The following is a 26,255-nucleotide window of genomic DNA, read 5'->3' as shown; positions in this document are numbered from 1 at the left end:
CCACTGGCCGTCAGTTAGTCGGCCCACGACAAGAGGGGCGCAGCGATGAAGATCTCGATCCTCGACGATTATTTCGACACGCTGCGCACCCTCGATTGCTTCCGCAAGCTCGACGGCTACGACGTCACGATCTGGAATGACCATGTCCAGGACGTCGATGCGCTCGCCGAACGGCTGCGCGACACCGAGGCGCTGGTGCTGATCCGCGAGCGCACCCAGATCCGCACCCCGCTGCTGGAACGGCTGCCGAAGTTGAAGCTGATCAGCCAGCGCAGCGTCTATCCGCATATCGACATCGATGCCTGCACGCGGCTCGGGATCATCGTGTCGTCGAGTCAGCACGCGGATACGCCGTCCTACGCCACCGCCGAGTTCACCTGGGGCCTGATCCTCGCCGCGATGCGCGCGATCCCGCAACAGATGGCGGCGTTGAAGGCGGGCAAATGGCAGATCGGCGTCGGCCATACGTTGCGCGGCAAGACGCTCGGCATCTACGGCTACGGCCGTATCGGCGCCGTGGTCGCGGGCTACGGCAGGGCGTTCGGCATGAACGTGCTGGTCTGGGCGCGCGAGCCGGCGCTGGCGAAGGCACGCGCTGACGGCTACGAGACCGCCGCTAGCAAGGCGGACTTCTTTGCGCGCTGCGACGTGCTGTCGCTGCATATGCGGCTAGTCGACGCGACGCGCGGCATCGTCAAGGCGGAGGATCTCGCGCGGATGAAGCCGACCGCGCTGATCGTCAATACCAGCCGTGCGCCGCTGATCGAGCCGGGCGCGCTGGTCAACGCGCTCAACGCCGGCCGGCCCGGCATGGCCGCGATCGACGTCTACGAGAAGGAGCCGCTGCGCGACACCACGGACCCGTTGCTCAACATGGACAATGTGGTCTGCACGCCGCATCTCGGCTACGTCTCGCGCGACGAATACGAGATCCAGTTCACCGATATCTTCGATCAGATTTTGGCTTACGTGGTCGGTACGCCGACCAATGTTGTCAATCCGGATGTGCTGGCACATCCGGATGTGCTGGCACATCCGCGTCCGCGCGGCTGACCGGCATCGCTCATGATCGAGCGGCCGGCTCGATGGGCGGCCACGTCATCTTTCGTTCAGCGAGGCCAGCGAGCCGCTGCGGTCACCCTGCCGACGATCCTCTTGAAGCCGCCGAGTGCCTTCTGTCCCTTGCCCTTGGCCTGCAGAATCGCGCCTCTGCCCTGCATCGCTGGAGAGCCGGTGACCTTGCCAAGATGCCGCTTGAACCTGCCGATCGCCTCGTTGGCGGTGCCCTTGATCTTGTCGGTTGTGCCACTCATGAAATTACTCCTTCGGAATATGCTGAGGCAACGCGCCGGCACATGGCGATGTTCCGATTTGGCAACGTTCCGATTTTCCGCTCGCCTGCGCGCATGCTTTTCGGTAGCGTTCCACGCACGCAAACTCGACCAACGAAAGCAAGTACGATGAGCGGTTCCCACGATCACACCCATTCCCACGACCATGATCATCATCACGACGACGAGCGCTGGAAGCACGACGGCGTCCGGGTGATTCCGGGTAACCAGCTCGATCCGAACGTGCCGTCGACCGCCGGCATGGACCGCAAGGCCGCGATTAACTTCGCCCGGGTCGGCGCGCAGAAATTGTGGGCAGGCACCGTCAGCATCAAGCCGGACGCCAAGACCGGCGCGCATCATCACGGTCATCTCGAAAGCATCATCTATGTCGTGAAGGGCAAGGCGCGGATGCGTTGGGGCGAGAAGCTGCAATTCACCGCCGAAGCTGGTCCCGGCGATTTCATCTTCGTGCCGCCTTATGTGCCGCATCAGGAGATCAACGCCAGTCCCGACGAGGTGCTTGAATGCGTGCTGGTGCGCTCCGACGGCGAGGCGGTCGCGATCAATCTCGATATCGAGCCGGTCGAGAAGCCGGAGAACGTGCTCTGGGTCGATCCGGTGCACCGGCATCCCGACGAGAAGAAATGATGGAGTCTCGTCATTCCCCGGTGCGCAATTGCGCACCTGAGGGCTCGCGAAGTGAGAGCCCGGAATCTATCGAGCCGCAGCGTTGACGGATGAATGGACTCCGGGTTCGACGCTGCGCGTCGGCCCGGAATGACAATGCAGGGAGGAGGTCAGCATGACGCTCGTTCGCTACGAGAGCGCCGACCACGTCGCGACCATCACGATGAACCGAAGCGAGAAGCACAATGCGCTCAACAACGCGTTGTGCACGGAGTTGCGTGATGCCTGGCTGCGCTTCCGCGACAGCGAGGATCGCGTCGCGGTACTTGCCTCCGCGGAGGAGAAGTATTTCTCGGTCGGCGCCGACGTGGCCGACCTTCCCGTCAACATGTGGCACGCGGTGCCCGGCCTCGGCGTCGAGCTCGACAAGCCGGTGATAGCAGCGACCTCTGGCTGGGTCGTGGGCGGCGCCTTCGTTCTGGTGCAGATGGCCGATCTGTGCGTCGCGTCCGAGACAACGCGCTTCATCTACCCGGAGGGAAAGATCGGCACCACCGCGGGCGGTGTCTCGTCGGTGATGGCGCGGATGCCGCACAAGATCGCGATGGAGTTTCTGCTGGTCGGCGAGGAAATGTCGGCGGAGCGCGCCTTCCAGATCGGCTTCGTCAACAAGGTCGCACCGAAGGGTCAGCACCTCGCGCTGGCGCAGGAGATGGCCGCGAAGATCGCCGGCAATGCACCGCTGGTGGTTCGCGCGTTGAAGAAGCTCGCCCGCGAAGCGATGCCGAAGGGACCGTTGGAAACCGTGGCCGACGTGCGGCGGTTGCTCGATGAAGTCAAGGACAGCGAGGATCTCAAGGAGGGCGTAAAGGCCTTCAGCGAGAAGCGCAAGCCGAGGTTTACGGGGAAGTGACGCAGCCATTCCAGGGCTCGCGAAGCGAGAGCCCGGAATCCATTCCACCACACGGCCTGCGGCGAAATGGATTCCGGGCTCGACGCTGCGCGTCGCCCCGGAATGGCAGGTGGTGAGACCCTACGCAAACACCCGGTGATCGATCGCGCCGGTCGGCACCACATAGCCGTAGCGCGTGTTCGACGGCTCGACGCCCGCCTTCTCATACTGCGCCTTCATCATTGCGAAGCGGTCGCCCTTGATGTCGAGCATCGCGCGCTTCGGCTGGATGTTGTAGAGGCGGGCATTGTTGTCGCCGAAGATCGCCGTCTTGACCGGTCCGTCGGCAGGCCCGAGCGGCGCGTAGCCGAATTTCTTCTGCATCATCTCGGGGATCTCCAGCCGCCGCAGGCCCTCGATCTGCCATTGCGGCGCGCCGGTCCACAACGCGTCGGTGCCCCAGCAGACGTGGTCGACGCCGAGGCCCTTGATCAGGGTGCCCATCAGCGCGGCGCAGACATTGGGTTCGGCGACCAGCGTGGTCGCGAACAGTTGCCCGACGTCGCCGTAGACGTTGCTGACGCCGTACTGCGCCGGGATGTCGGCGAGGTCGGAAGTCCAGGCGATGCGGCCGGTGCGTTCGAATTCGGCCAGCGCGACCTTGGGATCGCCGCCGACATGGCGGTAGGCCGAGTGGTAGATCACGAAGTTGAGCTGCGGCCAGTCCTTGGCCGCCTGGCCGACATCGGCAACGTCGGCGAAGCCGCGCAGGTTCGGATATTGCTTCTCGATACCGGGCGGAAACAGTCCCTTGTGGACGCAGACATTCTTGATGCCCGCCTTGACCATCTTCTCATAGCCCTTGTAGGCGACCTTCTCGTCATCCAGCCGCCAGGGGTAGCGGCTGATTTCCTTGTGGGTGTTGTCGCCGATCGTGTAGCCCTTGCAGGACTCCGGCCCGAGCGCCAACGCGGCGTCGAGCTTGTCGAGCCAGCCCGGCTGGCCCGGCGTGAAGATCGCGTGACAGAACACGCGGCGCGAGCCGGCCTCGTCGTTGATCTGCTTGCGCGCGGCCGCCATCTGCTCGTTGGTCAGGAACCAGTCCTGCTCGATGTCCGACGGCGCCGAGGAGATCAGCGCGATCTTGGTGTCGGAATCGAGAAACATCTCCTTCTTGTAGTTGTTGAACTTCAGATCCTCGATGGTCTGCTCGTGATCGTTGAGCTCCTTGTTCCAGCCGGCTTTGCCGACCGCCTTGCGCATTTCCACAAAACCCATGATGCGGGTGTCGTCGCGCAGGAAATGCGTGTGCATATCCATGATGAACTGGTCTTTCAGGCCGTTGGCGCGTTCTTGCGCCATTGCCGGCGTTGCGGCTTCCGCCGGCGTGACGTCGAACAGATTTCCGTAGACCTGGTTCATTGCGACGAACGAGGCGGCCATGCCGGCCGCGGTCTGGAAGAATTTTCGGCGATCGAGGCCCTGCTTGCCGCCGAGATCGTCGGCCATCGCCAGCAGGCGTGCCTCGACCTCGCGCTGACGTTCGTTCTGCGGGTCGGGATAGAATTCGTCGCTGGAGACGAGCTGGGTCGGGATCGGCGTCTGGTACTGGCACAGTTCGGAGGGCATCAAGGCGGCAAGTTCTTCGTCGGTGAGATTGCTGCTCATTCTTCGCTCCCGCTCTCGCCGGATTTTTCCGGTCGGACCGCGGCGGAGACTAGGACCAAGTCCGTCCGTCGTCCGCGCCGATTGCCTGAAACCGTGTTCACAAAATCGTGCGTCGCAGCTGTGGCCGCGACATGCCGGCTTCGCACAACCGGTCCTGCGCGCTGCTATGCTCGATCGCACCGGGTCGGACGAAGAAATCCGGAAGGGAGCGAACCATGATGCCAGCAGATCATTCGCGGCGCACCATCATCACCGGCATCGGCGTTGCGACGGCAGCCGGTGTGCTCGGCGCAGCACCGGCGCAGGCCGCGAACGCAGTTCCAGCCGAGGGAGAAATATGGAGCAACGAATACTGGGCGAAGAAGGCTGACATTCCGCTGTGGATGTTTCGCAAGCGGATCGGCGCGCCCAAACCGGGCGAGCCGGCGCGGCCCGTGGTGTTCTTCGTCCACGGCTCGTCGGTGACATCGAGGGCATTCGACCTCACCGTGCCCGGCAAGGGCGAGTATTCGCTGCTCAACGTCTTTGCGCGCTACGGCTTCGATTGCTGGACCATGGACCACGAGAACTACGGCAAGTCGGGCCGCACCTCTGGTAATGCCGATATCGCGAGCGGCGTCGAGGACCTGAAGGCGGCGGTGGAGGTGATCGCGCGCGAGACCGGGCAGGCCAGATATCACTTCGTCGGAGAATCCTCCGGCGCGCTGCGCGCGGGCGCCTTCGCGATGGCCGCGCCCGAGCGGATCGATCGCCTGGTGTTCGCCGCCTTCACCTACAAGGGCGAGGGCTCGCCGACACTGGCGAAGCGCGCCGAGCAACTGGCGTATTATCGCAGCCACAACATGCGCAAACGCGACCGCGACATGATCCGCTCGATCGCGACCCGCGACCGGCCGGGCACATCCGACCCCGCCGTGATGGAAGCGTTGGCCGACGTCGAGATGCAGTTCGGCGACCAGGTCCCGACCGGCACCTATCTCGACATGACCGCCAATCTGCCGGTGGTGCATCCGGAGAAGGTGCCGGCGCCGGTGCTGCTGGTCCGCGGTGAATATGACGGGATCGCAGCAGTCCCCGATCTCGAGGAGTTCTTCAACAAGCTGCCGAATGGCGACCGGCAGTTCATCATCCTGCCCGGCACCGCCCATTCGGTCGCGCTGGCGACCAATCGCGAGCTGTTCTGGCATGTGACGCGGGCGTTTCTGACCATGCCAACGCCGATCGTGACCTGAAGCCTGCGGCAGGACGCCGCAATAAAAATCTGCGCGGCGATGTCGGGATCCGGCTATTCGGTTCGTCCTCGGGGCACAACCCGCCAACAGGAGTTCTTCGCGTGGCCAATCCCAAGATGATCTTCGTCAACCTGCCGGTCAGCAATCTCGCCCATGCCACCGCGTTCTATGAGGCGATCGGCGCGACCAGGAATCCGCAATTCTCCGACGAGACTGCGTCCTGCATGGTGATCTCCGACACCATCTTCGTCATGCTGCTGACTCACGACAAGTTCAGGCAGTTCACGTCGAAGACAATCGCCGACGCCAAGACCACGAGCGAAGTGCTGGTCTGCCTCTCCGCCGACAACCGCGACGCCGTCGACGGCTACGTGACCAAGGCGAAGGGGGCGGGCGGCACGGCCGATCCGTCGCCGAAGCAGGATTTCGGCTTCATGTATGGCCGCAGCTTCGAGGATCCGGATGGGCACATCTGGGAAGTGATGTGGATGGACCTCGAGGCCGCTGCGAAGGCGCAGGCTGCCGCGGCCACTGCCTGAGCCGCCGCACGATGCGTTGAGACAGCACTTCAGGCGATGGAAATGCCGTCCGGCCGGACTTCGGTCATGGCTTGGACGGCATTTCTGGCTGGAGGCAGGTCGCCTTGCCGGCAGCCAGGGACCGGAAAGTTCAGTTCGACCGTGGTGCCGCCGCCGGGCGTCTCGCAGAGGGCAACGGTGCCACCGTGTGTGGTCATCACCTGGGACACGATCGAAAGCCCCAGTCCCGTTCCTTCCGCGCGGGTGCTTCCGCGCTTGAAAGGCTCCAGCAGCAATTCGGGCTGACCGAGTTGCAGTCCCGATCCGTGGTCAATGACGCTCAACCGCGCTGGCGCTCCGACTTCGATCAGGACGGAGCCGCCCGCGCCGCCATGGGTCACGGCGTTTCGGATCAGGTTCGAGAGCGCGACGGCGATCGCGGCTTCCGAGCCACGCACCCAGACCGGGTGACGAGGCTCGGTAAACTCGACATCGCTGCCGTTCTTCAATGCCATCGGCACGTGTTCGGCCGCAACCCTGCGCGCAAGCGCCGCAAGGTCCGTTTCGATCAGCTCGGCAGGCTCCGCGGAGATGCGCGCCAGCTGGAGCAGCATGGTGACGATCGACGACAGCTTCTGGTTCTCGGCGATCAGCCTGGCACGCAGCGGACCGTCTTCGACCTGCTCGAGGATGGTGCGCGCATTGGTCAAGGGCGTACGCAACTCGTGTGCCGCATTCGACAGGAAATTTCGCTGCGCTTTTGAAGCAACGTCTATTCGGGATAGCGCGCGGTTGAAGGCCGCGACGAGCGGCAAGAGCTCGGCCGGAGCATCTTCTTCCGGCAGTCGGCGGCCATCCGAAACTCCGTCGATCATTTCAGCGGCCGCCGCAACGGCGCGGACCGGACGCGCGATCAGCGTCGGCACGAACACCATCGCGGTGAACGCCGTCGCCGCCAGCACAAGGATGATGGGGAGCGCGACGATCGTCGCATCGGTCAGCATTCCGGTCGTCAGTTGCGCGGCCGTATAGGCCACGCCACCGGTCTCGATCCACACTTCACCCACCGGCGTATTTCTGACGGCCGACATCTTCTTCAGATTGGTGGTTTCGCCGTCAAACGCGTAGGCGAGGAAGCTCGTCCCGTCACGCGATGTCTGGGTCTTTTGCGGACGCCATTTCGGGACCGGGCCGTAGCTGACCTCTCCACTCTTGTCGGACACGACATACCAGAATGTCGGGAATTCGCGGATGATCTCGTCCAGTCTCGAGGTCCGCTTGAGCGCCAGTTGCCCGGTCTCGTTGCGGATGACGGCTTCCTTCAAGGCATCGGCGACGTCGGCGGCGGCCCAGGTGCCGTCATCGTCACCGCCAAATCGGATCAGCAGCGCTGCCGCGCAGAGCAGCATGATGGTCGTCACGGCGCCGATCAGCGTCGCGGACAGCACCGCGATCGAGCGATGGACGCGCTTGAGCCTTTGCCACTTCAAGATCATCATTCGCCGCTCAACAGATATCCGAGGCCACGGACCGGTTTGATGACGACCTTGCAGTTGGCCGCGCGGAGGCGCCGGCGCAGCCGCGAAACGTGTGCCTCGATCGCGTTTGACTGAATCTCGTCATCAAAGCTGTAAGCGGCAACTTCAAGGGTCTCGCGCAGGACGACGCGCCCGATGCGCCGGACCATCGCTTCCAGAATCGCCAGCTCACGCCGCGGGACAACAATGGGGGCGTGATCGACGCAGACTTCGCGATTGAGCACGTCGTAGCTCAGATTGCCGATGCGCACGATCGCCCCTCTATCCAGAAACAGACGTCGCAGCACCGCCTTGGCTCGCGCAATCAGCTCAATCGGTTCGAATGGCTTGGCCACGTAGTCGTCCGCCCCGTCGTCGAGGGCGCGAGCAATATCAAGGGGGTCATCGAGCGCCGTCAGCACGATCGTCGCGGGGCTCGGCTTCTGCTGCTTCAGGTCGCGCAGCAACGCCAGACCGTCGCCATCCGGCAGTCCACGGTCGATCACCACGAGTTCGAAGCTACGCACGGCGACTGCGGCGCGCCCCTCCTCGAGCGTCGTGACCATGTCGGATGCGCCGAAGGCCGTGGCCAACGTATCCCGCAGCCATGGCCCAAGCTGAGGATCATCCTCCACGACCAGAACTCGCACCACGTTCTCCCAATTGTAAGCCATTGTTTCTACCATTACAGACGGATTACAATAAGATTACGGCCGGTAGGAAAACTGCGGTGTCCACGCGAATACATTGACGTGATTGGCCTTTTCCTTGTGGTTCGATCAGCCGTGCTCGAAGGCAGCGGCGATCGCCGAGCCGCCAATGAGCCCCGGCGTTACTGCCGCGCCGTAACCGGCGCGAACGCCACGCACACCAGCGCTTCGGAGCCGATCGGCGTCATGACCGTGAGCGAGCTTTCGCATGGCATTCCCGCTCAGCGATTTCAGCGCCAGGGGCGTCGATCAACATGACCGGCGAATGACGGCGCGTCGGCGCTTGCGAGGATACGTCGACGGAGCCGTGAAACGGACCTGCGTCAGGCTATCGTAATGGTCGCTGTGAAAAGCATGTCGGACAACGCGGCTCGCATCGCGCTTTCCGATCTCCGTCCCCAGGCTTCCGAACATATGCCGGTCGATTTTGCGTTCTCAGCGATGGCCAAGCGGTCGGATCGCAGCCCGGCGTCTTGGCGTCGTCCGTTCAATCGATGGCTGGATGGAGTCGAGGCGGGATGGTCGGTGCCGTTGCTGCTGGTTTGCTTCGTCGGCATCTGGACGGTGTATCTGTCAGTCGCCTATCACGGCGCCGGTCTGCATCCGGACCTGCTGGAGACCTGGACCTATGGGAGGCACTTCGCATGGGGCTATCCCAAGCACCCGCCATTGATGGGGTGGACGACCGGCGCGTGGACCTTGGTCTTTCCACTCTCCGACTGGTCGCTGCAGCTGATGGCGATGACGAATGCGGCGTTGGCCCTGTGGTTCGTCGATCGCATCGCAAGAAGGTTTGTGACCGGGCACAAGCGCCTGATCGTGCTGTTCCTGTTGATGCTGACCCCGGCATACCAGTTTCACGCGCAGCGCTTCAACGCCAACGCCGTGTTGCTCGCGGTCTGGCCGCTTGCAACCTACTGCTTCCTGCGTGCCTTTGAAACGAGGGCGCCGCTCTGGGCGATTGCCGCGGGTGTCGCGGCAGCGCTTGCAATGCTGGGCAAGTACTATTCCATCTTTCTGATCGCCAGCTTCGCGTTGGCGGCAATCATCCATCCCTTGCGACGAGCCTATTTCGCGTCCAGCTCGCCCTGGATCTCCACAGCTGTCGGGCTGATTGCGCTGTCTCCGCATCTGCACTGGCTGGCCACGACGGGCGCGGAACCCGTCCACTATGCCGCGACGCATGTGGGCGCCGGTTTCCCTTCGTCGCTGCGGGATGCCGTCAATTTCCTGTTGGGTCTTGCTGCGGCGACGAGTGTCTCGGCCGTAACGTGGATGATGATAACAGGGTATCGCATCAAGCGCCTTCCCCGGGATCTCGCGGCGGCAAATCCCAACCTGAAGCTGCTCGGCCATGTCGCGATCGGCACGATCGCTCTTCCTTTCATCACGTCCATCTTGCTCGGCACCGACTTGCCGTCGCTCTGGGCGCTTCAGGGATTGTTCCTGCTTGTTGTGCCCGTCGTGTGCAGCACGCGTTACCCGATCGAGCGGTTCTATACGGTCAATGCCGCGCTGCTGGTTGCCGGAATAGCAATCGTCGCCACCGTGCTGGCAGCCCCGGCCCATGCGCTCTACCGCAACAGCTACGGCTACGATGAAGGGCGAAACGTCTATCACCAGGCTGCAGACAAACTCACCCGGCTGTGGCACGAGCAGATGGGTACGCCGCTGTCGATCGCCGGCGGCAACGATAGCCTTGGGGTCGCGGTGGCCTTCTACAGCTCCGATCACCCGCATTATGGCGACCCTTTCGCCTACCAATATTCATTGGCATTGCCACGCGAGGTAACACCGGAGCGCGGCTGGGCGGCGCTCTGCTTTGACGACCAGGACGATTGCCTTGAATGGACCGGGCGAATGGCGGCCCACGCCGGAGATTATGTCAAACGCGAATTTTCCGTTCAATCGAGCCTGTTTGGAATTCCGGGCGTCAAGCGGAACCTCGTTGCTTTCCTGGTCGCGCCCCGTCGTGAGCCGGCCGATGCGCCGTCAAGTCTCGTCAACGATGCCGATCAGGGCGGAGGACATGTCTCTCCGCAAGCGGATTCGCCGCCCCGCGCTGAGCCGGATGTCGCGCTGCCGGAAAATCAGCCGCCGGGAAATGCGCCGCAGACGAACGATCCGGGAGCCAACATGCTGGTGCATCATGGAGCAGCAAAGCTCTTCGTCTTGATGCGCTGATCAAGCTCATCCGCAACGCGGCCGTGCCGATCGCGCGCGTAATCTTGCGGTAATCGGCCGCCGCTTTATCTGCGGCGGGGTCAAGGGCGTCATATCACGAAGGATAGCGGTCCATGCTTATCAGGTTGGTTTGCATCAGCCTCGGCGTTTGCGGCATCATCGGCGCCACCGCGGTCGCGCAGACATCTCCATCGATGACCGGCTCAACTCACCAGGCCCCCGCAACACGCGCGCCGATCAGTCGCGCCGACAAGATCAACCTCAACACCGCGCCTGTCAGCGAACTGGTGAAGCTTCCGCACCTCAGCGTGCGCGGCGTCACTGCGATCACGGAGGCGAGAGCAAAGTCGAAGTTCAAGGATTGGAATGATTTCGTGGCCCGACGTGTAGTGCCGCGATACGTCAGGAGCGAGCTCAAGGAGCTCGTCACGTTCTAGAGGGGCTTTGTCGATCGCTGCCGAGGGGCGGGCGCGGTTATCGAACGCGAATAGGATATGCGTCAATGAAACGAGTAGCGGCTTTTGCCGCCATGGCGGTGGTCGCTGTGGGATGTCTTGCGTCGAGCGAAGCCACGGCACGCGGCCGGCGGGGAGATGCGGTTGCCGTCGGGATCGTCGGCGGCCTGGCCCTCGGCGCCCTGTTGGGCTCCACCATGGCTGCCGGTGCGGCTCCGGCCTATGTCTACGAGAGGGACTATTATTCGCCGCCCCCCGTCGTGCACTACCATCGTCACGTCTACGAATACGGCGACGAATATCCGGGCGGTTACTATGGCTATCGATCGGGGTACCGGGAAGGCTACTCGGACGGCTATTGGGACCACGATTGAACGTAGGTCGGTGTCGCTGATCCGGTTGCTCGACGGTACGGGTCCGGACCAGCGGCGGCCCCGTCCTAATAACTGATCCGCAAGCCCACGCCGCCGTGAAGCGTGTTGCCGACCGGTTGCGGCCCGGCGGTGCCGTTCACGAACAGGTCGGCGATCCAGCCCTTGGTGATGCGGAAGCCGACGCGGCCGCCATACTCGAACCAGCCCTGGTTGCCGATCGTCGGCACGATGGTGCCGTCGCCGGTAACGGTGGCGACGATGCCGGAACGGGTGGCGAAGGATTGCACCCAGCCGCCATTGATGTTGGTTTCGATGTTCGATCCGAACAGATGTGTCCATTGGCCGCCGATCTTGACCAGGCTGGTGCGATCGGTGCCGTCGGCGATGGTGGCGTCGAACGGATTGAAGGCAACGGCAGGATCACTGTAGCCCTTGACCCGCTGCCACAGCTGCCAGACCTCGATCGAAGCCGCGACCTCGTCGCGCGCCGAGAGCCGGCTGATCCAGCCCGCGCGCCCGTACACGCCGTAATTCTCGCTCGAGGTCTCGCCGGTGACCGACACCGGGCCGAGGCTGGTCGCGTAGCTGCGGGTGTAGCGCACTTTCTCCGACGGCGAGAGAATGGTGCCGATGTCGAAGAACGGGCGCGACGAGCCCCAGTCGACGAAGTCGTAGCGCAGCGCGAAGGCGCCGATCGGCGCGCTGGTGACGTTGTAGCCGCCTTCGCCATATTGGGTGTAGGCGATGCCGGCGAGCAGCGACAAATTCGGCGTGATGGTCTTGCGGCCGTGGATGCCGGCCGAGAACGAGCCGGCCGAGCCGAACGCGCTGATGCAGTCGTCGCAATTGACCTGCTCGTTGACGCCGAGCAGCACCGATCCGAGCACGCGGTTGGTGATCATCTGGTTGAAGCGCTGGTCGGCGAGGTTGTTGATCGAACTGCCACTCGACGGCGCGCCGGTGATCGGCGTCGGCGATGGGCTGGGCGTTGGTGTCGGCGTGGGCGTTGGGGTCGGCGTCGGCGTTGGCGACGGTGTGGCAGTGGGTGTCGGTGTCGGCGTCGGGGTCGGGCTCGATGTGCAGTTCGACAGGTTGCTATCGGGATTCGGAGTGCAGTTCGGCGTCGGAGACTGCGCCTCGGCGGGCGCAGCCAGTGCATGGAGCATCGCGAGCGACAGCGCCATTGTCAGCGCCGCCGACAGGACCAAATGATGAATATGCCGCAGCATGCTCACCGCCCGCACAACATGCCGGTCGGGTCGTCGACCGGCGGCGTCAGCGGTGACGCGTCTGCGAACTGGGTGACGGTGCACAGGCCTGCGGCCTGGGTGCAGGTCGCGGCGAAGGTCCAGGGCGGGTTGTTGGTCTTCTGGATCGTGGTGCGGCCGCCGCTCGAGGTGATGATCGCGGTGTCGCCGGGCTGCGTCAGGTCGATGCATTGCCGATTTGACGTGCACACCGTCGATGCGCCTTCCTGCAACACCACGGTGGTCTTGCCGCGTTGCGACAGGATGTCGAGCACCGTGCCGCGAACGCCGATGGTCGCAAGCGGCGTGGTGATCGTGTAAGCGGCCTTCTCCGAATGGCCGGTGACGAAGCGGAACGCTCCCGAGGTCAGGCGGATAGCAACATCGCGATAATGATGCTCGTCGTCGAACACGGTGCGATCGAGCTTGAGCGAAGCATTCGGTCCGAGCGACAGGTTGGTGCTGTCGGCCATCACCAGCCGCGCTGCGCTCTCGAGGCCGGTGCGCACCGTCTCGTCGCGCAGTAGTGCGTCGCCGACATTGATCGGTGTGGTCGCGGCGGCGACGCGGACGACCTCGTTCTTCACCATCGCCGCTTCGCCGACGCGCGTTTGCGCCCGAACGGGATGAGCCGTCAGTGCGATCGCGAGACCGAGTGCAAGCACGGAGAAAAAGCTGTGGCGCGAATTCATTTGCAATACCGATCGACCTACCTTCTCATCGTACCGGATCGCGGACGCAGCTGATATTGTATAATTGTCACAAGCCGTGTTGAGTTGCGCCAGATGGTTGGGGGCGATGGATTCAAGAATGCGCGCGGCTGCGGACATCAACGTGAGATCTGATCACACTCGTCACACACATCACACTCGCGGCCGTCGTAGCTCACACTTCGCTCACACCGGCTCCCCTCGCAGGGTGCTCGTCCCTTGATCATCGCATCGAAATCTCCTTCTGTTCTGCGGCGTCCCGCCACATGCACGGCGATCGTCGCGGCCATCATCTTCATCGTCGCCCATGTCGTTCTGCTGCTCGGGATCACCACACCCAACAAGCTCTATTTCGATGAGGTGCATTACGTGCCGGCAGCGCACCAGATGCTGTTGCCGGTGATCGAGGGGCCGATCCTCAACCCGATGCATCCGCCGCTCGCCAAGGAGATCATCGCGCTGTCGATCAAGGCATTCGGTGATGAGCCGCTCGGATGGCGCTATCCCGCGGCGCTGTTCGGCGCGCTCGCGCTGGTCGCCGTCTATCTCGGCGCGCTTGCGCTGTTCGCCTCGCAGGAACGTGCCGTCGCGGCCGTGCTGCTCGCCTTCTGCAACCAGATGCTGTTCGTGCAATCGCGGATCGCGATGCTGGATATTTTCGCGCTCGCCTTCTGTCTGTTCGCGATCGCGGCCTTCATCCACGGCTTCGGACAGAAGCGGCCGCGACTTGCCTTCGCACTGTCAGGGGGTTTCGCCGGGTTTGCCTGTGCCTGCAAATGGAGCGGGCTGTTCGTGCTCGCGACCTGCATCGCGATCGTCGCGGTGATCCGTCTGATGCAGGGCTGGCGCGCGCGCTTTGCCGACGCCAATGCGGAGGACTGGTATCGGCCGGACCTGTGGCCGGACTTCCGTCTTCCCCACTTCATCGGCTGTTTCGTGCTGCTCCCGTCGGCCATCTATCTCGCGAGCTTCGTGCCGCTGTACGGCTTCTCCTTGACCGATCTCATCGAGGCGCAGCGCCGCATCTTTGCCGACAACACCACGACCGCGATCGCCGGCCACACCTATATGAGCGCATGGCCGTCCTGGCCGTTCCTGGTGCGTCCGGTCTGGTACCTGTTCGAGAAGACCGGCGATGACGCCTTCGCCGCGATCGTGTTTCTCGGCAATCCGCTGGTATTGTGGCCGGCGCTGATCGCGCTGATCATCGCGCTGCGCGACTGGATCGTGACCCGCAGCCGCGAGGCGTTTCTCGTGCTGGCGTTCTATCTCGGCCCGTATCTCGCCTGGGCGCTGCTGCCGCGCACGCTCGGCTTCATTTATTACTACCTGCCGCCCGCGACCACCGCGAGCTTCGTGCTGGTCTACGCCTTGACGCGGCAGGGTGCGCCGCGCTGGCTGTTGTGGACCTTCGTGGCGGTCGGATGCGCGGGCTTCATCGCGATGCTGCCGATCACGGTTGCCGCCGTCGGGACGTCGATGGCGACCTTCAATCGGCTGATGCTGTTCCAGAACTGGATTTGAATCTCTCTGAAAAAGGCGGAGCCTCGATTTTGTTGCGATCGGAACCGAAGCTCCAGGCCACGGGAGGTTACTGCTGCGCTGTCTTGGTATCCATATTGACGACCTGCACGCGGCGGTTGGTCGGGTCCATCGGCGCGTTCGGGTCCTTCGGCCGGGTCTTGCCGTAGCCGACGGTCACGAGATCGGAGCCGTTCAGACCGTAATGCTCGACCAGATAGGTTTTGATGGTGTCGGCGCGGCGCTCGGAAAGATCCTGGTTATAGGCCTCGCTGCCGATCGCATCGGTGTGGCCGGCGACGACGAAGGTCGAGCCCTTCATGCTGGCATCCGAGAGCGCCTTGCCGAGTTCCTGCACCGCCTGGGTCGAGCCCTTGGCGATCTCGGCCGAGTTGTAGTCGAAGTGGATCTCCAGATCGATCTTCGGCTTGTTGGCGGCGATGTCGGCGATCTCCTGGCGTTCGCCCAGCGACAGCGAGCGGGTCTGCCGGTTGCGAACGGTGTTGAGGAAGCTTGCTTCCTTGGCCGAGGCGGCCGGGTCGACCTGTGTGCCGGCGGAGAGGCCGCGGGTGGCTGACTTCGGCTTCAACGCATTGAGGATCTGGGCGGCCGGAACGGTGTCGCTGCCGGCCAGTGCGACGCCCGCCGTCATCGACAGCGCAGCGCCGATCGTCAAGAGAGACAGGGAAAACGAGCGGGTCATGGTTTTCGTCCTTAAATGTCGGGCCAGCCAATCCGGCTGCTATCGTTTTGATGCCGGGAACCTAGGACGGGTTCAAAATCCGGAATGTGATCCAGATCACGGATGATTTGGGACCTGGGTGGAACCCCATACCCTCCACAGCCGTGCGAATCTCACTACATTGCTCGGGCAATGCCCCGCGCCGCCGAACCCTTTTCCCTGGCCAATACCGCCGCCCGCCATATCTGGCTGCGTGCGCAACGGCTCGATACAACGGCACCGTTCGGGGACGGGGCATCAGCCGTGGCGGCCGCCGTCGATCATCTCGGCTACGTCCAGATCGACACCATCAACGTGATCGAGCGCTGCCACCACCACATCCTGTTCACCCGGATTCCGGACTATCGCCGCGCCGACCTCAAGCAGGCGCAGAGCCAGGACAAGAGCGTGTTCGAGTACTGGACGCACGCGCTGTCCTACGTGCCGTCCAAGGACATCAACATCTTCCTGCCGGCGATGAGGGCGCACAAGCGCGAGGGCCATAAATGGTTCTCGTCGGTGACGCCATCGGATACGCGCAAGATCATGCGGCTGCTGCGGGCCGGTCCGCTGACCATCCGCGATATCGACGACGATGTGCTGACCGAGAAGGAGCATCTCTGGCAGAGCCGCAAACCTTCCAAGCGGGCGCTGCAACTCGCCTTCTATGGCGGTGTGGTCACGATCAGCGAGCGCGCCGGCATGCTGAAAACCTACGAGCTGATGACCCGGCATTTCGGCTGGGACAGGCCGCCGAAGCCCGCACCGGCCTCGGCCAGAACAGCCTATCTGCTCGACCGCGCGCTGCGCTCGCAGGGTATCGTCAGCCTGGACTCGATCTGCCATCTCGACGCGCCGAGCAAGAAGGCGGTGCGCGGCCTGATCGAGGCGAGGGTGCGCCGCAAGGAGCTGGTGCGGATCGCGCTCGATGGCGCCGGCAAGCAGGAGCATTGGGCGCGGCCCGAGGTGCTGGAGGAGACCGGTGAGGGCGATCCAGCTTTGGTTCATATCCTGTCGCCGTTCGACCCCCTGGTCATCCAGCGCAAGCGCACCGAGCTGTTTTTCGGCTACGGCCATCGGTTCGAGGCCTATGTGCCGAAGGAGAAGCGCCAGTTCGGCTATTTCGCGTTGCCGGTGCTGGTCGGTGACGATATCGTTGCCGCCATCGACCTGAAGACCGACCGGCAGAAACGGAAGCTGCTGATGCAGAAATGGAGCTGGGTCGGCAACCGCAAGAAGCAGGCGGGGCGCAAGGAGCTGAAGCGCAGGATCGAGGAGGAGCTCGACCGCTTCGAACGCTTCCAACTGGCGGAGTAGGATTGGCTTTCTCCATTGGTCATTGCGACCCGTTGGCTCGCAATGACGAATGGAGAACGCCCCGGCTCCGGTTTGTGCTGTGCGCTGTGAGTTTTTACCATTGCCCTATGCGGGGCCACCCAATAATCCTCGAGGCAAGCAATAGCTTTGGGGGGAACTGATGAGCCAGATCGCAACCGTTGCGCCCGAGCGCGGCGCCCGCAGCGAGATCGAGACGTCCACGATCCGCGCGATTTCCTGGCGGCTGATCCCGTTCCTGATCCTGGCCTATTTCTTCTCCTATCTCGACCGCGTCAATCTCAGCTTCGCCGCGCTCACCATGAACACGGAGCTGAAGTTCTCGCCGCTTGTGTTCTCGTTTGGCGCCGGCATCTTCTTCATCGGCTATTTCATCTTCGAGGTGCCGAGCAACCTGGCGCTCGAGAAGTTCGGCGCCAGCAAGTGGATCGCCCGCATCATGGTGAGCTGGGGCATCCTCTCGGCCCTGATGGCGGCGGTCTATGACGAGCACAGCTTCTACGCGCTGCGCTTCTTCCTCGGCGTTGCCGAGGCCGGCTTCTTCCCCGGCATCATTCTCTATCTCACCTACTGGTATCCGGCCGAGTATCGCGCGCGCTTCCTCGCCGCCTTCGCGATCGCCGTTCCGGTCTCGACGGCGATCGGCGCGCCTATTTCGGGCCTTCTGCTCGGGCTCGACGGTGTCATGGGGCTGAAGGGCTGGCAGTGGCTGTTCATCATCGAGGGCATCCCCTCGGTGCTGCTCGGCATCGTCACCTGGTTCTATCTCACCGACCGGCCGGAGAAGGCCGATTGGCTCTCGGCCGAGCAGAAGGCGTGGCTGAAGGCGAGGCTCGATGCCGAGGTCGCGGCCAAGCAGGCGGCCAAGCACTTCACGCTGTTCGAGGCGCTGTCTTCGCCGAAAGTGCTGGCGCTCAGCGCGATTTATTTCGGCTTCGTCGCCTCGCTCTACGGCATGCAGTTCTGGCTGCCGCAGATCGTCAAGGCGTTCGGTCTGACCAACGCGCAGACCGGCTTCGTCACCGCGATCCCCTATGCCGTCGGCACCGTCGCGATGATCCTGTGGGCGCGCCGTTCCGACGCCACGCGGGAGCGCGTGTTTCATGTCGGCGCGCCGCTTCTGCTCACGGCGCTGGCGCTCGCGGTCTCGAGCTACATCACCGATCCGACCACGACGATGGTCGTGCTGACCGTTGCCGCGATCGGCGTGTTCTGCACCTTCGCGGTGTTCTGGACGCTGCCGACCGCCTGGCTGTCAGGCACTGCCGCCGCCGGCGCGATCGCGCTGATCAACTCGATCGGCAACCTCGCCGGTTTCGGCGGGCCCTATCTGATCGGCTGGGTGAAGGAGGCGACCGGCAGCACGTCGACCGGCCTTTTGGTGCTGTCGCTGCTGCCGCTCGCGGCCGGCCTCCTGGTGTTCCTCGGCAGCCACGAAACCAAGACCGAGTTCGCGGGCGCGAAGTAGCTGGCGTCGTGACAGCTGCGTAGCCCGGATGAAGCGAAGCTTGATCCGGGACGCTCTCGCCACTGGCATGAGCCCCGGATTTCGCTGCGCTTCATCCGGGCTACGGCTACGCCCTAGAAAAAAAATCAAAAACAACCCCATGCACAGTCCCAGATTGCGCGAAGCCACGGGCGCGCATTCGCGCGACCCGTTGCCTTCATCCGGACTACGCATCTCGAATTCCGCTCGCCAGCTCCCCCAAATGCAGCCGTTCTCACGAATTGGTTACTATTGACGAATATTGACATTCATCAGTGATAAATCGATACTCTTCATCAATCGTCAGCCTGATGGAGATTTCAGATGTTCGTTCGTTCCGTTTTGTCGAGCTATTACAGGCTCTTGACCGGAGCAACGCTGGCTTTCGCGGTATTCGCGCTGACCGGCTGCAATGAAAAAGCAGCCGAAAACGCCGATCCCGGACGCCCCGTTCTGGTGGCGACCGTCCATTACGAAGCCGAAACACCTGAGCGCAGCTTTGTCGGCACCATCAGGCCCCGTATCGAAGCCGATATGGGCTTTCGGGTCGCCGGCAAGGTGGCCAAGCGGCTGGTCGAGGTCGGACAGACAGTCGACGTCGACCAGCCCTTGGCCACCCTCGACGAGGTCGATCTGAAGCTGCAGGCCGAGCAGGCCGAGGCCGAGTTCCGCGCCGCCACCGGCGTGCTGGCGCAGGCCGCGGCTGCCGAGCAGCGCGCCAAGGATCTGAAGGCCAAGGGCTGGACCACCGACGCGGCGCTCGATTCCGCCAAGGCGGCCGGCGACGAGGCGCGCGCGCGGCTGAACCGCGCCGAGCGCTCGGTCGAACTGACCAGGAATTCGCTCTCTTATGCAACGCTGGTGGCCGACACGAGGGGTGTCGTCACAGCGACCATGATCGAGCCCGGCCAGGTGGTTGCCGCGGGCCAGGCCTCGATCCGTGTCGCCCGACTTGGCGAGAAGGAAGCTGTCGTCGCGATCCCCGAGACGCTTCTTGCTCGTGCCAGGTCGGGCGTTGCCACGGTGACGCTGTGGTCGGATGCCAAGAAGACCTATGCCGCGAAGCTGCGCGAGGTTGCGCCGCAGGCCGATCCCGCCACCCGCACCTATCTCGCAAAATTCTCGCTGCCCGACGCCGACGAGGCCGTCTCGCTCGGCATGACCGCAACGCTGACCCTGGCCGACAAGGCGACCGAGCGCGTGGCGAAACTGCCGCTGTCGGCGCTGTACAGCCAGGGCGGCGATCCCTCGCTCTACATCGTCGACGACAAGGGCGACATCGCGTTGAAGCCGGTCAAGGTGAAGGCCTATGAGAGCAACAACGTCGTCATCTCCGGCGGCGTCGACGATGGCGCCAAGGTGGTCGCCCTCGGCGTGCAGAAACTCGATCCGAGCCAGAAGGTCCGGGTCGTGTCGTCGCTGTCGTTCTGATTAACCGTCCGTCATTGCGAGCGAAGCGAAGCAATCCATCTCGCCGCAAAACAAGTGTGGATTGCTTCGCTTCGCTCGCAATGACGATTGAAGTCGAGACGATTTGGACCTGGAGAGTTCGATGAAGCGCTTCAACCTTTCGGCCTGGGCGGTCAGCCATCCGACGCTGGTGCTGTTCCTGATGATCATCCTCGGCGCCGCCGGCTTCTTCTCCTACGAGAAGCTCGGCCGCGCCGAGGACCCGTTCTTCACCGTCAAGGTCGTGAACGTCTCGGTGATGTGGCCGGGCGCGACCTCGCAGGAAATGCAGATGCAGGTCGCCGATCCCATCGAGAAGAAGCTGCAGGAGCTGCCGTTCTTCGACAAGGTGCAGACCTATTCCAAGCCGGGCTTCACGGCGATGCAGGTCTCCTTCAAGGATTCGACCTCGCCGAAGGACGTGCCCTATCTCTTCTATCTGATCCGCAAGAAACTGGTCGACGTGCAGGGCGAGCTGCCCTCCGGCATCCTCGGTCCCGTGGTCAACGACGAATTCTCCGACGTCGATTCGATCCTCTATATGATGACCGGCGACGGCGCCGATTACGCGCAGCTCAAGAAAGTCGCGGAAGGTTTTCGCCAGCGCCTGCTGAAGGTGCCCGGGGTCACCAAGATCGATCTTTACGGCATCCAGGACGAGCGCATCTTCGTCGAGTTCTCGCATGCCAAGCTGGCAACGCTCGGCATCACACCGCAAGCGCTGTTCGATTCGCTCGCCAAGCAGAACAATGTCACGCCGGCCGGGACGGTCGAGACGTCATCGCAGCGCGTGCCGCTGCGCGTCACCGGCGCGCTTGACGGCGTCAAGGCGGTTGCCGAAACGCCGGTCGAAAGCAACGGCCGAGTGTTCCGGCTCGGCGATATCGCAACCGTCAGCCACGGCTATGTCGATCCGCCGAGCTTCAAGGTGCGTCAGGAAGGCAAGCCCGCGCTCGGCATCGGCGTCGTCACCGCCAAGGGCGCCAACATCCTCGAGCTCGGCAAGGAGGTCCAGCAGGCGACCGCCGAATTCATGAAGGCGGTGCCGCAGGGCATCGACGTCAAGCAGATCGCCGACCAGCCCAAGGTGGTCGAGCACGCCGTGGGCGAGTTCGTGCACTCCTTCGTCGAGGCGCTCGCGATCGTGCTGTTCGTCTCCTTTGTCGCACTCGGCTGGCGCACCGGCATCGTGGTGGCGCTGTCGGTGCCGCTGGTGCTCGGCATCGTCTTCATCGTGATGAACGCGATGTCGCTCGATCTGCACCGCATCACGCTCGGCGCGCTGATCATTGCGCTCGGCCTGCTGGTCGACGACGCCATCATCGCAGTCGAGATGATGGTGGTGAAGATGGAACAGGGCTGGGACCGCATGAAGGCGGCGTCCTTTGCCTGGGAATCTACTGCGTTTCCGATGCTCACGGGGACGCTGGTCACGGCCGCTGGCTTCCTCCCCATCGGCTTTGCCAATTCGGCGGTCGGCGAATATGCCGGCGGCATCTTCTGGATCGTGGCGATCGCGCTGGTCGCCTCCTGGTTCGTCGCGGTGATCTTCACGCCCTATATCGGCGTCAAGCTGCTGCCGAACATCAAGGTGCACCAGAACCACGATCCGCACGCAATCTACGAGACGCGGATGTATCGGGCCTTGCGCAGCGTCGTGCAGTGGTGTGTCGATCACCGCATCAAGGTGGTGGCGGCGACCGTCGGCGTGTTCGTCGCCGCGATCGTGGGCTTCGGTCACGTCCAGCAGCAGTTCTTCCCGCTGTCCGAGCGGCCCGAGCTGTTCCTGCAGCTCCGTCTGCCGGAGGGCACGGCCTTCAACGTGACCGAAAAGGCGGTGAAGCAGGCCGAAGGGCTGTTGAAGGACGACCAGGACATCCAGACCTACACCGCCTATGTCGGGCAGGGCTCGCCGCGCTTCTGGCTCGGCCTCAACCCGCAGCTGCCGAACGAGGCGTTCGCCGAGATCGTGATCCTCGCCAAGAACGTCGAGGCGCGCGAGCGCGTCAAGGCCAAGATCGAGCAGGCCGCCGCCGACGGCGCGCTGAACGAGGCGCGGGTCCGGGTCGACCGCTTCAATTTCGGTCCGCCGGTCGGCTTCCCGGTCCAGTTCCGCGTGGTCGGGCCGGATGCCAACAAGGTGCGCGACATCGCCTATCAGGTCCGCGACGTCATGCGCCAGAACAAGAACGTCAAGGACGTCCAGCTCGACTGGAACGAGCAGTCGCCTTACCTGAAGCTCGCGGTCGACCAGGACCGGGCGCGCGCGCTCGGCCTGACCCCGCAGGACGTCTCGCAGGCGCTGGCGATGCTGATCTCGGGCGCGCCGGTCACCACGATCCGTGACGGCATCGAGAAGGTCGGCGTCGTCGCCCGCGCGGTGCCGTCCGAGCGGCTCGATCTCAGCCGGGTCGGCGATCTCACCATCACCACGCGCAACGGCGTGGCGGTGCCCCTCCAGCAGATCGCCAAGATCGAGTATGCCCATGAGGAGCCGATCCTGTGGCGACGCAACCGCGACATGGCGATCACCGTGCGCTCCGACGTCGTCGACGGCGTGCAGGCGCCCGATGTCACCAACCAGATCGCGCCGAAGCTGAAGGACATCCAGGCCCATCTCGAGCCGGCCTACCGGATCGAGCCGGGCGGGGCGTTCGAGGAATCGGCCAAGGGCAATGCGTCGATCTTCATCCTCTTCCCTGTGATGGTGATGGTGATGCTGACGCTGCTGATGATCCAGCTGCAGAGCTTCTCGCGCCTGACCCTGGTGTTCCTGACCGCGCCGCTCGGCATCGTCGGCGCCTCGCTTGGCTTGAACGTCGCCAACCAGCCGTTCGGCTTCGTGGCGCTGCTCGGCCTGATCGCGCTCGCCGGCATGATCATGCGCAACACGGTGATCCTGGTCGATCAGATCGAGAGCGACGTGGCGTCCGGCCTGACCCGGCGCGAGGCGATCGTCGAGGCCACCGTCCGGCGCGCGCGGCCGGTGGTGCTGACCGCGCTGGCAGCCATCCTTGCCATGATCCCGCTGTCGCGCTCGGCGTTCTGGGGCCCGATGGCGATCACCATCATGGGCGGTTTGTTTGTTGCGACTTTCCTGACCTTGCTGTATCTGCCGGGCCTTTACGCCCTCTGGTTCCGCAAGACCCTCGAGGAGAGCGGCCCCGAGCAAATCGATACTGCGCCGCAGCATGCCGGCGATGCGCAACGCGCATTTCCGCTTGCTGAAGCCGCTGAATAATTGAACATTGAGCAGGCCAACATGACACTGATCACGGAACATAGCGAAACCGACACCCGCGAGCGCATCCTCGTGGTGGCCGAGCGCTTGTTCCGACAGATCGGCTACCAGAAGACCACGGTCGCCGACATCGCCAAAGAGCTGCGGATGAGCCCCGCCAACGTGTACCGCTTCTTCGATTCGAAGAAGTCGATCCACGAGGGCGTGGCGCGCAGCCTGATGGGCGAGGTCGAGATCGAGGCGCAGCGCATCGCCCGATCGGAGGGGCCGGCGGCGACCCGCTTGCGCCAGATGATGACGACCATCAATCGGATGAACACCGAGCGCTATGTCGGCGATTCCAAGCTGCACGAGATGGTCGAGATCGCGATGCAGGAGGACTGGGAGGTCTGTGTCGCCCATATGGAGCTGATCGGCCAGACCATCGGCGCGGTGATCGCGCAGGGTGTGGCCTCCGGCGAATTCGAAGTCCAGGACCTCGAGGTCGCCGCGCTGTGCGCTGGCACGGCGATGATGCGGTTCTTCCACCCGCAAATGATCGCCCAATGCGCCACCAAGCCGGGCCCGACCATCGACCAGATGATCGATTTCGTGATCGCCGGCCTGTCGCCGCGCGCGCGCGCCCATTGAGCGCCGGCACTGACGCTTTCGTCAGTTGACTCTTTCCGTATAGCAGGCAAAGCGAGTTTGTAGCCCGGATGGAGCGCAGCGCAATCCGGGGTCATTTCCGCTTGTGACACTGTCCCGGATTGCGCTGCGCTCCATCCGGGCTACGGCAAGAGGGGCGCTCCGTGACCGAAAAAGACCTGCATTTCTACGAGCCGAAGAACGGCCACGGCCTGAAGCACGACCCGTTCAACGCCATCGTGGCGCCGCGGCCGATCGGCTGGATCTCCTCGCGCGACAAAGGCGGCAACGTCAACCTCGCGCCCTACAGCTTCTTCAACGCCTTCTGCTACACCCCGCCGATCATCGGCTTCTCCTCCACCAACTGGAAGGACAGCGTCGCCAACATCCAGGACACCGGCGAGTTCGTCTGGAACCTGGCGACGATGGATCTGGCGAAGCACATGAACGCGACCGCGGCGCATGTCGCGCGCGATGTCGACGAGTTCAAGCTCGCCGGCGTGACACCGATCGCCGGCAAACTCGTCAACGTGCCGCGAGTCGCCGAAAGCCCGGTGTCGTTCGAATGCAAGGTGAGCCAGATCATCCAGCTGCAGGGCGCCGACGGCAGGAAGGCCGAGGCCTGGCTGACGCTCGGCGAGGTGGTCGCCGTCCACATCGACAAGGCCTTCATCAAGGACGGCGTCTATCAGACCGGTCTCGCCCACCCGATCGTCCGCGCCGGCCGGAGAGGGGACTATTTCGAGATCAAGCCGGAAAACATGTTCGAGATGATCCGGCCGGATTGAAGCGGTCCGTGTAGCCGGCATTGCGAGCCAACGGGTCGCGCGAACGCGCGCCCGATGACAGGCTCCGCGAAGCAATCCATCCCTCCACACGTAGGATAGATGGATTGCTTCATCGCTTTGCTCCTCGCAATGACGGAAGCGGAACCACGACAATGTGAAATTCCCGCGCGCAGTGATGAAAAACCGTCACTCGCAACCTCCGAGCGAGCAGTCTAACCTCCCGCGCGCCAGGCCGGATCAACGGCCGGCCAACAGTGGGAGGATGCGATGACACGCCAAGAGCGGAGCAATCCAACAGAAGAGCGGCGCGATCCGGACGTTTCACGACGAACACTTGTCCAGGGACTGGCGGTTGCCGCGGCCGCGACCGCCGCGGGAGCCGGCAAGGCGCTGGCCCAGAACGCGCCGGCGCCGGTCGGGCCGCCGACCACGATCACCAGCCCGCCGCGCGATTTCAGTCCGCGCGGTGCGCCGACCACCTATTTCTGGGACCCCGACGTCATCGCGGTCGATCCGTCCTTCAACGATCTGGCCCAGCCCAACACCTCGATCAAGCGGCTCTATACCGGCCTGCTCTGGGCGGAAGGCCCGGCCTGGAGCTCGCAGGGCCGCTATCTCCTGTGGAGCGACATCCCGAACAACCGGCAGATGCGCTGGTCGGAGGATGACGGCCATGTCAGCGTCTTCCGGATGCCATCGAACTACTCGAACGGCAATTCGTTCGACTTCCAGGGCCGCCAGCTGTCCTGCGAACACCTCACCCGCCGGGTGACGCGCTACGAGAATGACGGCACAGCGACCGTGCTCGCCGATAATTATCAAGGCAAGCGGCTGAACTCGCCGAACGACGTCGTCGCGCATCCCGACGGCAGCTACTGGTTCACCGATCCGCCCTATGGCGGCCAGCTCTATGAGGGCGAGCCGGACGCGGCCGGTGGAGCGAGCAACGCCGCCGGCAAGCTCAATCCGCGGATCGGCCAGCCGGCGGGCTTCGTCGCCGCCAAGCGGGAGCTGCCGACCAATTGCTATCGCATCGATCCCTCCGGCCGTGTCGATGTCGTCGTGACCGAGGACCAGGTGCCGGATCCGAACGGCATCTGCTTCTCGCCCGATTACAAGAAGCTCTACGTCGTCTCGACCGGCAAGGGACCGGGCGATACCGGCCCCGGCGGCAAGGGTGACGTGTTCGTGTTCGATGTCGGCGCCGACAACAAGGTCTCCAACGGCAAGCGGTTCAGCGATTTCACGATCGACGGCGTGAAGTGCGGGCCGGACGGCATCCGCTGCGACGTCAACGGCAACGTCTGGTGCTCGAGCAATGCCGGCCGCGCGGTCGGCTACAACGGCGTGACGTGCTGGTCGCCGGAAGGCAAGCTGCTCGGCCGCATCCGGCTGCCCGAGGTCTGCGGCAACATCACCTTCGGCGGCCCCAAGCGCAACCGCCTGTTCATGGCCGCAAGCCAGTCGCTCTACGCGGTCTATACAGCGACCCAGGGTGCGGGACCGGCCTAGCCGTGAAAGGGCGGCGCCGGCACGAGCCGCCGGCGCAATCCCCGCTACGTGATTGTCGCAGCTCAGCTTTCGGAACCGGACGCGCGGCCTGCCGTTAACAAACGGCG

At 63.8% G+C, this 26,255-nt stretch carries 23 protein-coding genes; 16 read left to right on the top strand and 7 right to left on the bottom strand.

Going from position 1 to position 26,255, the window contains the following annotated elements:
- Window positions 1-45 precede the first annotated feature (45 nt).
- Window positions 46-1,053: a D-2-hydroxyacid dehydrogenase family protein gene (locus ACVISU_RS11425; protein ID WP_456707007.1), complete on the top strand. Its 1,008-nt coding sequence runs from the start codon at window positions 46-48 to the stop codon at window positions 1,051-1,053.
- Window positions 1,054-1,109: 56 nt separating this feature from the next.
- Here ACVISU_RS11425 and ACVISU_RS11420 read toward each other — a convergent pair whose 3' ends face one another.
- Entirely contained in the window at window positions 1,110-1,313 is a 204-nt protein-coding gene (locus ACVISU_RS11420; RefSeq protein ID WP_456707006.1) for a CsbD family protein, read from the bottom strand.
- Window positions 1,314-1,460: 147 nt separating this feature from the next.
- Between ACVISU_RS11420 and ACVISU_RS11415 the strand changes: the two genes are divergently transcribed.
- Both ACVISU_RS11415 and ACVISU_RS11410 read left to right on the top strand, forming a co-directional pair.
- Complete coding sequence (locus ACVISU_RS11415; protein ID WP_456707005.1) at window positions 1,461-1,982, top strand: cupin domain-containing protein; 522 nt, start codon at window positions 1,461-1,463, stop codon at window positions 1,980-1,982.
- Window positions 1,983-2,136: 154 nt separating this feature from the next.
- Complete coding sequence (locus ACVISU_RS11410; protein ID WP_050401703.1) at window positions 2,137-2,874, top strand: enoyl-CoA hydratase/isomerase family protein; 738 nt, start codon at window positions 2,137-2,139, stop codon at window positions 2,872-2,874.
- Between the two features lie 120 nt (window positions 2,875-2,994).
- On the opposite strand, the gene ACVISU_RS11405 is transcribed toward ACVISU_RS11410, so the two are convergent.
- Entirely contained in the window at window positions 2,995-4,521 is a 1,527-nt protein-coding gene (locus ACVISU_RS11405) for an amidohydrolase family protein (RefSeq protein WP_456707004.1), read from the bottom strand.
- A 215-nt stretch (window positions 4,522-4,736) separates the two neighbouring features.
- Here ACVISU_RS11405 and ACVISU_RS11400 point away from each other — a divergent pair, with 215 nt between their 5' ends.
- Entirely contained in the window at window positions 4,737-5,753 is a 1,017-nt protein-coding gene (locus tag ACVISU_RS11400; protein ID WP_456707003.1) for an alpha/beta hydrolase, read from the top strand.
- Between the two features lie 116 nt (window positions 5,754-5,869).
- A complete protein-coding gene (locus ACVISU_RS11395; protein WP_050401722.1) occupies window positions 5,870-6,292 on the top strand; it encodes a VOC family protein in 423 nt (140 codons plus the stop codon).
- Between the two features lie 29 nt (window positions 6,293-6,321).
- Here ACVISU_RS11395 and ACVISU_RS11390 read toward each other — a convergent pair whose 3' ends face one another.
- Window positions 6,322-7,767, bottom strand: coding sequence for a sensor histidine kinase (locus tag ACVISU_RS11390; RefSeq protein WP_456710806.1), 1,446 nt, complete (start codon window positions 7,765-7,767; stop codon window positions 6,322-6,324).
- A complete protein-coding gene (locus ACVISU_RS11385; RefSeq protein ID WP_050401724.1) occupies window positions 7,767-8,438 on the bottom strand; it encodes a response regulator in 672 nt (223 codons plus the stop codon). Before ACVISU_RS11385 ends, ACVISU_RS11390 begins: the two co-directional genes overlap by 1 nt.
- Before the next feature lie 474 nt (window positions 8,439-8,912).
- Between ACVISU_RS11385 and ACVISU_RS11380 the strand changes: the two genes are divergently transcribed.
- The 3 genes from ACVISU_RS11380 (at window position 8,913) to ACVISU_RS11370 (ending at window position 11,511) form a co-directional block, all read left to right on the top strand.
- Complete coding sequence (locus ACVISU_RS11380; RefSeq protein ID WP_456710805.1) at window positions 8,913-10,682, top strand: glycosyltransferase family 39 protein; 1,770 nt, start codon at window positions 8,913-8,915, stop codon at window positions 10,680-10,682.
- Between the two features lie 113 nt (window positions 10,683-10,795).
- Window positions 10,796-11,119, top strand: a complete 324-nt coding sequence (locus tag ACVISU_RS11375) for a hypothetical protein (protein ID WP_050401706.1) — start codon at window positions 10,796-10,798, stop codon at window positions 11,117-11,119.
- 65 nt (window positions 11,120-11,184) lie between these two features.
- Window positions 11,185-11,511 carry a hypothetical protein gene (locus tag ACVISU_RS11370; RefSeq protein WP_456707002.1) on the top strand — a complete coding sequence of 109 codons (327 nt, stop codon included), beginning with the start codon at window positions 11,185-11,187 and terminating at the stop codon, window positions 11,509-11,511.
- 65 nt (window positions 11,512-11,576) lie between these two features.
- Here ACVISU_RS11370 and ACVISU_RS11365 read toward each other — a convergent pair whose 3' ends face one another.
- Window positions 11,577-12,695 carry a hypothetical protein gene (locus tag ACVISU_RS11365; protein ID WP_456710804.1) on the bottom strand — a complete coding sequence of 373 codons (1,119 nt, stop codon included), beginning with the start codon at window positions 12,693-12,695 and terminating at the stop codon, window positions 11,577-11,579.
- A 47-nt stretch (window positions 12,696-12,742) separates the two neighbouring features.
- Entirely contained in the window at window positions 12,743-13,450 is a 708-nt protein-coding gene (locus tag ACVISU_RS11360) for a FecR family protein (RefSeq protein WP_050401709.1), read from the bottom strand.
- Window positions 13,451-13,687: 237 nt separating this feature from the next.
- Between ACVISU_RS11360 and ACVISU_RS11355 the strand changes: the two genes are divergently transcribed.
- Window positions 13,688-14,992 (top strand): phospholipid carrier-dependent glycosyltransferase, encoded by a 1,305-nt coding sequence (locus ACVISU_RS11355; protein ID WP_456707001.1) that lies wholly within the window; start codon window positions 13,688-13,690, stop codon window positions 14,990-14,992.
- Between the two features lie 67 nt (window positions 14,993-15,059).
- On the opposite strand, the gene ACVISU_RS11350 is transcribed toward ACVISU_RS11355, so the two are convergent.
- Window positions 15,060-15,692, bottom strand: coding sequence for an OmpA family protein (locus ACVISU_RS11350; protein ID WP_050401711.1), 633 nt, complete (start codon window positions 15,690-15,692; stop codon window positions 15,060-15,062).
- Between the two features lie 171 nt (window positions 15,693-15,863).
- On the opposite strand from ACVISU_RS11350, the gene ACVISU_RS11345 reads away from it, so the two are divergent.
- From ACVISU_RS11345 to ACVISU_RS11315, 7 genes are all read left to right on the top strand, one after another.
- Window positions 15,864-17,027 (top strand): winged helix-turn-helix domain-containing protein, encoded by a 1,164-nt coding sequence (locus ACVISU_RS11345; protein ID WP_050401712.1) that lies wholly within the window; start codon window positions 15,864-15,866, stop codon window positions 17,025-17,027.
- A gap of 160 nt (window positions 17,028-17,187) precedes the next feature.
- Window positions 17,188-18,513: an MFS transporter gene (locus tag ACVISU_RS11340; protein ID WP_456707000.1), complete on the top strand. Its 1,326-nt coding sequence runs from the start codon at window positions 17,188-17,190 to the stop codon at window positions 18,511-18,513.
- A gap of 342 nt (window positions 18,514-18,855) precedes the next feature.
- On the top strand, window positions 18,856-19,962 hold the full coding sequence (locus tag ACVISU_RS11335) for an efflux RND transporter periplasmic adaptor subunit (protein WP_050400661.1): 1,107 nt from the start codon (window positions 18,856-18,858) through the stop codon (window positions 19,960-19,962).
- A 121-nt stretch (window positions 19,963-20,083) separates the two neighbouring features.
- On the top strand, window positions 20,084-23,221 hold the full coding sequence (locus ACVISU_RS11330; RefSeq protein ID WP_456706999.1) for an efflux RND transporter permease subunit: 3,138 nt from the start codon (window positions 20,084-20,086) through the stop codon (window positions 23,219-23,221).
- A gap of 21 nt (window positions 23,222-23,242) precedes the next feature.
- Entirely contained in the window at window positions 23,243-23,851 is a 609-nt protein-coding gene (locus tag ACVISU_RS11325) for a TetR/AcrR family transcriptional regulator (protein ID WP_050400663.1), read from the top strand.
- A gap of 161 nt (window positions 23,852-24,012) precedes the next feature.
- Entirely contained in the window at window positions 24,013-24,636 is a 624-nt protein-coding gene (locus ACVISU_RS11320; RefSeq protein WP_456706998.1) for a flavin reductase family protein, read from the top strand.
- A gap of 267 nt (window positions 24,637-24,903) precedes the next feature.
- Entirely contained in the window at window positions 24,904-26,148 is a 1,245-nt protein-coding gene (locus ACVISU_RS11315; RefSeq protein WP_456706997.1) for an SMP-30/gluconolactonase/LRE family protein, read from the top strand.
- Window positions 26,149-26,255 lie beyond the last annotated feature (107 nt).

It is taken from the genome of Bradyrhizobium sp. USDA 4452 (assembly GCF_054063575.1).
Note: the sequence above shows the minus strand (reverse complement) of the source record. Positions and strands in the feature narration are given on the sequence as shown.